Below are 10,888 nucleotides of genomic sequence, written 5' to 3'. Positions count from 1 at the left end.
TTTCTTGATATCTGTCGGGTAAACACGATCCTTGTCAAACTCAGGTAATACCTCTTCGAAGTATTTCTTTAATTCTTCAGGCTTTGAGTTTGCACTGATCGATACTTTAGCCCCATTTTCTTTCTCTTTGATAGAAGCAAGAAAATAATAAACTGGTATAATATAATTATAGAATCTGGTTTCGACTTCGAACAAGAAGATAACAGCAGCGAAGAGAATACGGAAGATAACGAGTAATGCTTGTTAAGTAATATTGTTATCAGACCTTAAAAGTATTCTCTAAGTGTTTACTAAGGTCTACGTTTTATAATAGGAACCCCTTCAAAGGCCTCCCCGAAAATGGAGAAGTTTGGAGGGATTCTTATTTTGTGGGCTCTCTATTTTTTTCAAAGATAGTTGCGACTATTGTCTTATATTTTATAGATAAGCCTCTTTCTATTTCCGATGTATAGGTATACAAAAAAAGCTTATCTGTTTGCAGATAAGCTTCCTTATATTATATGATTTATATATTTTCCTTATTCAGTAGGAGGTGTTGTAGGCTGTTGGGTAGGAGCCGGAGTTGTTGTACTTGCTGCACTTTGACCTTGATTAAGAGGTAAAGTAGTAGACATATCAGGTGTTCCTGTAGCAGGAGTAGTTGGTATGCTTATATCCGGTTTTGCTGTTCCTAAACCACCTTTAGGTCTGATCATAACACAAACAATACTCATTATCATGATGAAACCAGCCAATCCCCAAGTTGCTTTCTCCAAGAAGTCTGTGGTTTTACGAACTCCCATGATTGCATTTGAAGATGAAAATCCTGATGAAAGGCCTCCGCCTTTTGAGTTTTGAACAAGAACTATAAGTACCAAGGCTATAGCTGCTATCACAATTAATATGGTAATAAGTGCGATCATTTTTTATCTTTAGATTTTGAATTTATAATCAATTTTTCGAGAAAACTCAATTGGTCTGCAAAGTAAATATTTTTTTTTGGATAATTCAAACTTAAATGTTTAATTATTTTGTATGCTTTCTCATACTTCTGCTGCTTTATATATATTTTGGCAAGGGTCTCGGTGAAAAACAAGTCTTCATTTAATTCATCCTGATCTTCATTGCTGTCTTTTAGTTCATAAGTATGATCTCGGAGCGACTCATCTTCTTTCTCTATTTGGATATGGATGCCATCTTCTTCCGACTTAGTAATGAAGGTATCTATAATATCTTGATGCTTGAGTTGCAGGTTGCTCTCTTTTTTGTTCTCTTCTTCCTGAGGCTGATACTGTATGTATGAAAAATAATCGGTTGTGGCTATGCTCGAATGAGATATATTATACTCCAGTTGCATGTCATCGCTGATTGTTTCGCCTCGAGATTCAAAAAAAGCATTTAATAGAATGTTCGTCTTATCTTCAGCAATTTCTTTTTTACCTGTTTCTACAAAAAATTGTTCATATTCTTCACTGAATATATAATAGAACAGAGCTCTTCTGTCAGTTATTGTAATACTGAGCCTTTCCAGTTCTGTTTTATATCTTTCAGGTTCGTGTATATACACAGCTTTTAGATATATGAAAATGGCAGCTTGAAAAAAAGGGTATTCGAAAGCAATCCTCTCTAGACTTCCGATATCGGATTTGGAGGGAGAGTTTTTTTGAATAATAAATTCATTAAGCTTCTGAATATCCATGTTTAAGATCTTATAGCAATATTTAAAATGATTGTTTATTACCAATTCGACATGGTTGCATTAAATATCTGGTCTACTATCTCTTTTGTGAGTTCTTCTCCGAGTTTATCTTGTACATCGGTAAGCATTTTGCTACTCTCAAAATCTCGATATGCCGAGATTGTCTCCTCTTTATCCTCCTCTGGTCTTACATTATTTCTAAATCGGAATTTAACCGCCATTGTAAGTCGAGTCTGCGAAGCCAGATTGTTTTCCTGTACAGCCAGAGGTGTCAGATCCCAACGTACAATCTCGCCTTCTATTTCCATTGACGGTGCTACACTGGTAAACTGTAGTTTGGTTCCGCGTATAAACACATCTTTCATTTCCTCGTTAAACATTTGAGCTAACATAGGATATACGTTCGGCGACTGGTTTTGGAAGTCGCGAATCTCTAAAGTGGGTGTTTCGGAATAGTTAATGTTCGAACCGTTAAACTTGTATGAGATTGTACAAGCTGTCATCATGATTGACACTAGGATCAACAGACCGATTTTTTTCATAAATTTTCCAGATTATATTCTTTTATTTTTCTGTACAGTGTACGTTCCGATATTTTCAGGTCTTGAGCCGCATTCTTACGCTTTCCGTTATGACGATCCAACGCTTTTATTATCATGTCTTTTTCTACATCCTGTAGAGAAAGTGTTTCTTCTTCATATTCCGGAGCTTCTATTATATCTACGTCAGCAATATCATTTCTGGTAGGGGTAATAGTATGAGGATCATTTTTTATAGTCAGAGGTGTAGTTGCTCCTTTGTCAGCTGCGCTAACTACCATAGTGGGTAAAGCACTATCGCTTTTGCTGATTGTGGATGCAGAGACAGCATCTGAGGCTTTTAGATTTCCGGCAACAATATCATGAACAATTTTTTTCAACTCATTCATGTCTTTTTTCATATCAAAAAGTACTTGGTAGAGTATTTCTCGCTCATTACTAAAGCTTTTAGGATCATTATGTCCCGCAGAAGTGTGTATGGGAATTAAGCCAACCTCGTTTGCCGGAAGATAAAGTTTTAGTATATCCGGAGTTATTTCTCTTGCCTGTTCTATAATTGATATTTGTTCGGTAATGTTCTTTAGCTGGCGAATATTCCCCGGCCAATAGTAATCTTTGAGCATTTGCTTTGCCGATTCGGTCAGAACGATAGACGGCATGTTGTATTTTTCAGCACAGTCGCTTGCAAACTTTCTAAAGAGTAGAGGGATATCGTCTTTCCTGTCTCTTAGGGCAGGTATCCGAATGGGTACAGTGTTTAAGCGGTAATACAAGTCTTCACGAAAACGTCCGTTTCGTGTAGCAGTTATCATGTCCAGATTTGTAGCCGCAACAACACGTACATCTGTTTTCTCTACTTTTGATGATCCTACTTTTATAAATTCACCCGTTTCCAGCACACGCAGTAAACGCGCCTGTGTAGAAAGTGGTAATTCTCCCACTTCGTCGAGGAACAATGTACCTCCATTCGCTACTTCGAAATACCCTTTTCGTTCGCCTGTAGCTCCTGTAAAGGATCCTTTTTCGTGTCCGAAAAGTTCTGAATCTATAGTACCTTCGGGGATAGACCCACAGTTGACCGCAATATAAGTTCCATGTTTGCGATGGCTGAACTGATGGATAATCTGCGGAAAACTTTCTTTTCCCACTCCGCTCTCTCCTGTCACCAGTACAGACATATCGGTAGGTGCTACCTGAAGCGCTATGTCTATAGCTCGGTTGAGATCGGGTGTGTTCCCTATGATGCCGAAGCGTTGTTTTACCTGTTGTATATCTGGTCTTGCCATTTTATTAGATAGATAAGTCACAAATAAACAAAAGTTTATATGTGAAGTTTAACGAAACCTGACAAAATTACATATTAATTTTAGTTTTGTCAGTCTTTTTTAGTGAAGATTTCTAAAGGTGATGAGTTTAATCTGTAGATTTAGCTAAAGCGTATGTTTTAGCTTTCAAAAACTCTCCGAATTCCTTTATATCTGTATGTTTTGCCTGTTCTTCCGGTGATATTGGCTCACCCAATCGTAAGTATATCGTTTTACCCTTTTTATTATATACTTCATGTCCTAACCTCAATGAGCGGAGTCTCCAATTTACAAGATCAAGAAAGTTAAAGAACCAAGAGTTTTTACCGCTAAAGTACATGGGTATCACAGGTACTTTCGACTTCTTTATGAGCTTTAGAACTGGTTCTTGCCATTCTCGGTCTTCGACTTCCATTCTGAAGTTTCTTACTTTTGTCTTAGACACAGCACCGGCAGGGAAGAATCCCAATGGATGTCCGCTTTTGATATGTTCGATGGATTGTTTTATTCCTTCGAGGCTCGACTTACTTGCCATTTTTCCGCTTTGGAAAGGATTAACAGCAATGAAGTTGGGAGACATTGTGTCTATCATGCCGAGAATGAAATTTACCATCATTTTATAGTCGGGACGAACCGATGCGATTGTGGCAATGGCGGCAATACCATCTATGTGACCGTATGCATGGTTCGAGACAGTGATAAACGAAGCTCCTTCGTATTGGTTAAGCACCTCTATATTTTCGACTACTATATTGACTCCAACGTCTTGTAGCAAATGTTTGCAAAATTCAGGGCCTTCGTATTGCTTCGAAGTATCGTAGATGCGGTTGACTTTATTCATCCCGGTCAGCCACATAGCAAATTTTATAAGTATATTTCCAAATGGGCCACGCAAAATGGGGCTCATTTTGCGAACATCATCATAGCTCAGTAATTTTTCCTTCATGCTGCTGTTTTTTTACTGTTGCAAATTTCGTTAAAATAGAAATATTAGACAAGTATTAATTAAGATTCGTCATGAAGTTCGATGATATCCAAGTCTGAGATATTGCCTTCACTCAAGTTAAACTTAAGAAGGGTTCTGACTTTATGTATTCCATATTTGCCTGCTGCACCCGGATTGATGAATAATCCGTTTATTTTTTTATCGAATATGACTTTCAGTATATGTGAGTGCCCGGTTATAAATAATTTGGGCGGATTCATAAGTAATATTGATTGTACTTTTCGTTCATACCTACCCGGAGAGCCTCCGATATGAATCATAAACACATCTACACCTTCGAGTGTGAAGCGTAACGTTTCGGGGTATGCTGCACGTACACGACTATCATCTATATTCCCGTACACTGCCCGAAAGGGTTTGCCCAAAGCTTCGAACTTTAAAGCCAACTCCATTGAACCTATATCTCCCGCATGCCATATTTCGTCACAGTCGGAAAAATATTTTGCAAACTTCTCATCCCACCAGTTATGGGTGTCAGAAAGTAATCCTATCTTTTTCATTATAGATTGATACAAATACAAAAACAAACAGATAGGATAAATGTTCCCATCGAAGTATATTTCAAGTATGGGTCGAGTAGACGATTCTCTTTTATTTTGATAATGTTAATTAACAATTTAAAAAATACAAGAAAACTTAATAGGTACATATATTGATACCAGTGGGTACTATATAATATAGAATATGCCGTAAGGGAAACGAACGCTCCTATAATTAATAGGGCGTGGTATATCTTAGCATTCTTGATTCCTATCCGTACAGGGATTGTTATTTTCCCTGATTTTCTATCATTGTCTATGTCGCGCATATTGTTAAGATTGAGTACGGCAGCTGTTAGCAAACCCAAAGCTATAGCAGGTAGCCACGGCTTGAAATCTATAGTATGGGTATGTAAAAAATATGTTCCAACTACCGATACAAGTCCAAAAAAGATAAAAGAGAAAATATCTCCCAATCCCTTGTATCCATAAGGATTTTTTCCGGCTGTATATTTTATTGCGGCGACAATACTACCCAGTCCCAAGCCTAGAAAGAGTAAAATATATTGCCATGCCATAAACTGAAGAGCAACGTAAACAAGTAATATCCCGATCACAATAGCACATGCTATAGCTATTTTTATAGCTTTAGTCATCTCTTCGGGAGTAATGGCTCCGCTTTGAACTGTTCGTTGAGGTCCTATTCTTTCGCCTGTGATATCTGTACCTTGTTGGTAGTCACCAAGGTCGTTTGCCATATTTGATAGCAGTTGTAATACATTCGCGACCAAAATGGTCAGAATAAATACGAATATGCTGAATTTTCCTGTGCTATATGCGATCCCGCTGCCACATAGTGCTGTAGCTCCCGCCAGGAATAGTGTGCGTGGACGCAGAGCCGATACCCAAGATTTTACAGATGCCATAATTAAATTTGTGCAAAGGTATGTATTTTAGTCTGATGAGAAAAATATTATTATCAGGTCAAATTCTAATATTACCTAAAAATAGAAAGATGACGTTACGCTTACTTTTACCTGTTTATAGTTTTCTTTATATTGTCTAAATCGAACAATATTCTTATTCCGAAATCCTGATATTTTGTTTTCTTGAATGAGGCGAATACTCCTACATTAAGCAGCTTTGTGAAGTTTAGTGAGTAGCCCATCTCACTGTATTTCATGTCGGCGGTGTATAGGTTTTTTAGATGTAGGCTTTCTGTAAACATTTTTCCTTGAAGAAATGGCAGTCGCTTAATTAATATATACTTGCTTTCGTAGTTGAAATTGGTTCTGATCCAATATCTGTTTGTTGAAGCAACATAATTGTCTAACAGCATAAAGGATGTGAATGGAGATTTCAGATTCACTGTTACATTCGATGTGTTGAAATGTTGATAATCCACAAAGTGTATTTTGTCTCTTTCGCCCAGAAAGCGACCTCCTTCGAGTTGGTAGTTGAAGTTGCTAAACTCACTTAACTTTATATTTTGTTTTATGCCTCCCGATAATTTTTGATATTGAGCATTGTTGGTTTGCCATCCGGAGAATGCCTGCTCATAATTAACATAGAATGTAGGAGAAGCGTATTTTTCATATTTTTTCGCTCCATCTTTTATAGAGAAATAGGCGTAAGGGGTGTATTCTATGCCTAAGTTGAATGCTGTTTTGTCAAACCTGTCGTCAGGGTATATGTTAGGCGTGATTTTACTTTTCTTACCCCAGGTGTAATCCGTATTATTTGATAATCCATGACGCCTGTCTATCTCCAGTCCTACAGATACAGATAATCCGTTCGAAATATCTATACTATTCGTTGCGGAAATAAAATCTTTCTGATAGAAGTAATTATAATTCTTACCTCTTATTAGTGAATTTGAAAAGTTATTGAAGCGGTGAATACCTAGTGGATTGAAATCCTCACTAGTGCTTCCTAAAGAGATAGTAAGGCTGCCTAATCTTAGTGGCGCATAAGTGAGATTTATATTACCTCCACCTACCAATCTTTTCCTTGATAAGGTATAATATATATAAGGTGTTATTTCGAGCTTGTTGTGTTTTCCGATATTACTCGTTAACCTGAATGATTGCCCCATCCATAGCCCATCTACAAAATTATACTCATAGATACTACCTTCGAGTAGCCCATTGAATTTGATTTTCACCTTGCTGGAGTCACTTCCTATCTGCCCTCCATTTATTATATTTGAAAATGTCAGCATTGGATTACGGTGCTTTTCTCTCGCCGAATCGAGATGTTGCTGTATGGAATCCCTTTTAATTAATGTTTTTATCTCCCGTTCTCCCAAAGGTATCGTTCTTACATTGGTCCAATATGCCGTATCACGCTTAGATGCCAAACTATCCGATTTTACTATATATAAGGAGTCTTGACGTGCGATTTCAAAGGTTCTTTTCTCTTTTTTGCTTTTTGCACCACTTATCACCGATTTATTCGTTGTAATATTACTATAGGTTAGTGATGTGTAGTAGTTCATTGTAGCTTTAATTCCGAAGATGTCAATATCAGATGCTATCAAATAAGTGATAGGCAGATATACATTTGGTGCTAATTCCTGAAACGAGATTGTATATGCTTGTTTTGCTCCGTATGGATTAGAATGAAGTTCCGCAGAATATATATGCCATGTATAATCTGCTATATATATGTAGCCTTCAAAAAGCGAAGGGTCTTTTAATTTGGGTTCTATTTTGATTTTATTTATTGTTAATCCATTCTCTTCTATAAACCCTTCGTATCTGAATTTGTAGTAAGAAAATGCTTGAGGATGCAACGGCGAAATGTATGAACCAATCTTCGGGTTGTACAAGGAAGTGCTTAATATTCCCATCGCGTCTTTCGAATCTATATTGTCGGGAATACTGCTGGAGAATGCTTTTACTGTTTGTTCGTACTTGTCGGGTGCTGTAAAACGTATTTCGTTGAAGGATTCTTGTGTAAATAGCAACTCTTTAAAATCTGATAGTTTAACCCCTTCTTCTCTTTTTGCCATTTTGTCTATCAATGACGAAACTTTAAGCAATTCAGCGTTTACCTTTATGTAGGCTTCGGCAGTGTACTCTTTTACTGAAGCGGCATATAATGGTGCTTTTTCTATTGCTTTCCGCATAATAGGGTAGGCCGGGTCTTCCTGATTTGATACGGTAATTTCTTTCAGGTTGAAAGGTGTTTCATATAGTACTATATCTAATGTAGTTACTTTGTCTGTACTGATTTTTATTTTTCGCACTTCGGGTTTAAACCCCAAACATTTATATTCAACTTCGTATTCTCCGTTGGGTATAGTCGTTTGATAGCTTCCTGTTTCGTTACATACCAACCCTTGATTTACACCTTTTATATATACTGTGCTTCCATATAACGGTTCGCCATTTGTGTCTGTAATTTTTCCTTTAAAGTTTTGTGCGTGCAAATGAATGGAGCAAAAAAAGGATAAAACCAAGGCAATATATAATCTCATTATTAGTTTATTATTTAGGGACACTTTTTAACATTCTCTACAAATATATCGGAAATATCGATTTATTCTTTACTTATTTCCTGTTTTTATTCGATTTAATGTTACAAAGGAGTGACATTATTCTATATTCCCCTGTGAAATAAGATTATTTTATTATTTTTGCGCTAAATTTTTTTCAAAATATTAAAGATTAAAATGCTTACAGTTGAGAAAATTGGCGGAACTTCCATGTCGCAGTTTAAAGATGTGCTGGAGAACGTCATTGTAGGGAAGAGAAAGCCGGAAGAAATGTACAATCGTATATTTGTTGTATCCGCATATAATAATGTCACTAACTGGCTATTGGAACATAAAAAAACAGGAGAGCCCGGAGTATATGTTCAATTTCTCGAAAATGCAGATTATAGCATCGGATTAGATAGTCTGTGTCAAAGGCTTTTGCTTATAAATAAGGGCTTTGAAGAAATCGGCCTGAATCTATTAGAAGCAAGAGAATTTATAACCTTTCGCCTCAAACAGGCTAAAACAATGCTTCATAGTTTGAGCAAAGTTTTGGCTTCAGGATACGTAAATGCCGAAGATATCTGTTTAGCCGCACGCGAAATTTTAGCTTCGATAGGAGAGGCTCATTCAGCGTGGAATACTGTAAATATTTTGAATAACAATGGTATCTCTGCTCGGTTTATCGATCTCTGCGGATTTAATGACTCTCTGCCTCTTACAATAGATGAGCGTATTCATAGAGCATTCAAAGGCGTTGATTTTAGTAAGGATGTTTGTGTCGCTACCGGCTATACAAAAGGTACTGAGGGTATTATGCGTGCGTTCGATAGAGGTTATACAGAGGTAACTTTTAGCAAAATTGCCGTAGAAGTAAATGCCGACGAGGCTATTATCCATAAAGAATATCACTTGTCGAGCGCTGATCCGAATATAGTAGGTGTGGATAAGGTGGTTCCTGTAGGGCGAACAAATTTTATCGTGGCCGATCAGCTAGCTGATATTGGTATGGAGGCTATTCATCCGAAAGCGTCTAAACCTTTGGAACTTGCCAATATCGATATTCGTATCAAAAATACCTTTGAGCCCGAACATCCGGGTACATTGATAACAAAAGAATATGTGTCGGAAATACCGAAGATAGAGATCGTTTCAGGTACAGATAAGGTATTAGCTGTAGAAATTCATGATCCGATGATGGTTGGAGAGGTTGGATTTGACTTGAGAATCATGCAGATATTTGCCAAATATAATGTGAGTTACATTCTCAAATCTACAAATGCAAACTCTATTACAATGGTGGTTTGGGACAATTATAAATCACGCGAAATGATAACCGATCTGGAGACGACATTCTATCAGGTTATTGTAGAGCGTGTAGCTTTAGTATGTGTAATGGGTACCAATATTGCATTGCCCGGATTCTTGTATAGAGCCTCGAAAGCTCTGTTTCAAAAAGGGATTAATGTCGAGAGTTTTGCTCAATCTCTACGGCAGGTGAATATGCAGTTTGTAATAAAAAGAGAATTTTATAAAGACGCGGTAATTGCACTGAATGATGAATTGTGTATAGAGAAATAGGTTAATAAGGGTTTTTTTATATTTTTTTTATTGTGTGAATTGATTTTTAGTTCTATTTTTGTTAGCTGAAACTAGAGTGATCGTTTAATACCTTGTGGGGCACTTAAATAAAAAAGAATATCCACAATTACAGATATATAGACCTTTGAATTTGCTTGAACATTCTCTATTACAAAAGTTGCTTTTATTGGAAAATAAAAAACTGATTTCACCGTTACATTTGATTAGAAGTGTGAATAAAAGTGCAATGTTAGATGCGAAATACTTAAAAAATCAAAATAATAGTATATTTGCATCCTATAATAATTGACACTGTGTAATTTTATTGTTTTAAAATAAGGAGACTATTGAAAATTAAAAGATATAAATTTAAAAATTGATTCACTAAACTTAAATTATTTATTATCATTATGGAAACTAAAAAACAACAACCAAAACAAAAACCAAGATCTAAAGGCGTTTCAGCTATGATAGTCGTTATTGGATGTGCGATTGTAGCTCACCTATTCTTCTACCTAGTTGCCGGGGATAAGGCTAACTTTGACGAAAAAGGTCATCCACTACCAGGCAATTCACTAGGTGCATTATTCCAAGGAGGATGGGTAATTCCTATCGTTATCACGCTGTTACTAACAACACTTACTCTTTCTGTAGAGAGATTCTTTGCATTGAACAGAGCTAGTGGAAAAGGAAGCACAGCTAAATTTGTGATGAACGCTAAAGCTAAATTAGAAGCTGGTGACATCGCAGGTGCAACAAAGCTATGTGACGAACAAAAAGGATCTGTGGCTAATATATTAAAAGCTGGATTAATCAGATA

At 36.6% G+C, this 10,888-nt stretch carries 9 protein-coding genes and 2 pseudogenes; 2 read left to right on the top strand and 9 right to left on the bottom strand.

Annotated features, from left to right (window positions below; translation table 11 throughout):
* The 9 genes and pseudogenes from LDB17_RS09130 to LDB17_RS09090 form a co-directional block, all read right to left on the bottom strand.
* A pseudogene (locus LDB17_RS09130) lies at nt 1-195 on the bottom strand (hypothetical protein); the annotation flags it as partial.
* A gap of 323 nt (nt 196-518) precedes the next feature.
* Nucleotides 519-902: a preprotein translocase subunit SecG gene (gene secG, locus LDB17_RS09125; protein WP_252637656.1), complete on the bottom strand. Its 384-nt coding sequence runs from the start codon at nt 900-902 to the stop codon at nt 519-521.
* The gene (locus LDB17_RS09120) at nt 899-1,678 is read right to left on the bottom strand and encodes a hypothetical protein (protein ID WP_252637658.1); all 780 of its coding nucleotides are present in this window, start codon (nt 1,676-1,678) and stop codon (nt 899-901) included. The genes secG and LDB17_RS09120 overlap by 4 nt, the downstream gene beginning before the upstream one ends.
* A gap of 38 nt (nt 1,679-1,716) precedes the next feature.
* Complete coding sequence (gene lptE / locus LDB17_RS09115; RefSeq protein WP_006842353.1) at nt 1,717-2,220, bottom strand: LPS assembly lipoprotein LptE; 504 nt, start codon at nt 2,218-2,220, stop codon at nt 1,717-1,719.
* Complete coding sequence (locus LDB17_RS09110) at nt 2,217-3,503, bottom strand: sigma 54-interacting transcriptional regulator (RefSeq protein ID WP_252637660.1); 1,287 nt, start codon at nt 3,501-3,503, stop codon at nt 2,217-2,219. Before LDB17_RS09110 ends, lptE begins: the two co-directional genes overlap by 4 nt.
* A gap of 127 nt (nt 3,504-3,630) precedes the next feature.
* The gene (locus LDB17_RS09105) at nt 3,631-4,467 is read right to left on the bottom strand and encodes a lysophospholipid acyltransferase family protein (protein WP_252637661.1); all 837 of its coding nucleotides are present in this window, start codon (nt 4,465-4,467) and stop codon (nt 3,631-3,633) included.
* Nucleotides 4,468-4,526: 59 nt separating this feature from the next.
* Nucleotides 4,527-5,027 carry a metallophosphoesterase gene (locus tag LDB17_RS09100; RefSeq protein ID WP_252637662.1) on the bottom strand — a complete coding sequence of 167 codons (501 nt, stop codon included), beginning with the start codon at nt 5,025-5,027 and terminating at the stop codon, nt 4,527-4,529.
* A complete protein-coding gene (gene menA / locus LDB17_RS09095) occupies nt 5,027-5,932 on the bottom strand; it encodes a 1,4-dihydroxy-2-naphthoate octaprenyltransferase (protein WP_252637663.1) in 906 nt (301 codons plus the stop codon). Before menA ends, LDB17_RS09100 begins: the two co-directional genes overlap by 1 nt.
* 107 nt (nt 5,933-6,039) lie before the next feature.
* Nucleotides 6,040-8,487: a DUF5686 and carboxypeptidase regulatory-like domain-containing protein gene (locus tag LDB17_RS09090; RefSeq protein WP_252637664.1), complete on the bottom strand. Its 2,448-nt coding sequence runs from the start codon at nt 8,485-8,487 to the stop codon at nt 6,040-6,042.
* A 195-nt stretch (nt 8,488-8,682) separates the two neighbouring features.
* Between LDB17_RS09090 and LDB17_RS09085 the strand changes: the two genes are divergently transcribed.
* Both LDB17_RS09085 and LDB17_RS09080 read left to right on the top strand, forming a co-directional pair.
* Nucleotides 8,683-10,068, top strand: a complete 1,386-nt coding sequence (locus LDB17_RS09085; RefSeq protein WP_006842359.1) for an aspartate kinase — start codon at nt 8,683-8,685, stop codon at nt 10,066-10,068.
* A gap of 467 nt (nt 10,069-10,535) precedes the next feature.
* A pseudogene (locus LDB17_RS09080) lies at nt 10,536-10,888 on the top strand (MotA/TolQ/ExbB proton channel family protein); the annotation flags it as partial.

The organism is Dysgonomonas sp. Shenzhen-Wh21 (genome assembly GCF_043392705.1).
In the GTDB taxonomy this organism is placed as follows: Bacteria; Bacteroidota; Bacteroidia; order Bacteroidales; family Dysgonomonadaceae; genus Dysgonomonas.
The sequence above is the reverse complement of the archived record's forward strand: the minus strand, read 5'-3'. Positions and strand labels throughout refer to the sequence as shown.

Excerpts from the sequence above, each read along its gene's own strand:
- secG (WP_252637656.1), bottom strand. The coding sequence starts at position 902 with ATGATCGCACTTATTACCATATTAATTGTGATAGCAGCTATAGCCTTG.
- LDB17_RS09120 (WP_252637658.1), bottom strand. The coding sequence starts at position 1,678 with ATGGATATTCAGAAGCTTAATGAATTTATTATTCAAAAAAACTCTCCC.
- lptE (WP_006842353.1), bottom strand. The coding sequence starts at position 2,220 with ATGAAAAAAATCGGTCTGTTGATCCTAGTGTCAATCATGATGACAGCT.
- LDB17_RS09110 (WP_252637660.1), bottom strand. The coding sequence starts at position 3,503 with ATGGCAAGACCAGATATACAACAGGTAAAACAACGCTTCGGCATCATA.
- LDB17_RS09105 (WP_252637661.1), bottom strand. The coding sequence starts at position 4,467 with ATGAAGGAAAAATTACTGAGCTATGATGATGTTCGCAAAATGAGCCCC.
- LDB17_RS09100 (WP_252637662.1), bottom strand. The coding sequence starts at position 5,027 with ATGAAAAAGATAGGATTACTTTCTGACACCCATAACTGGTGGGATGAG.
- menA (WP_252637663.1), bottom strand. The coding sequence starts at position 5,932 with ATGGCATCTGTAAAATCTTGGGTATCGGCTCTGCGTCCACGCACACTA.
- LDB17_RS09090 (WP_252637664.1), bottom strand. The coding sequence starts at position 8,487 with ATGAGATTATATATTGCCTTGGTTTTATCCTTTTTTTGCTCCATTCAT.
- LDB17_RS09085 (WP_006842359.1), top strand. The coding sequence starts at position 8,683 with ATGCTTACAGTTGAGAAAATTGGCGGAACTTCCATGTCGCAGTTTAAA.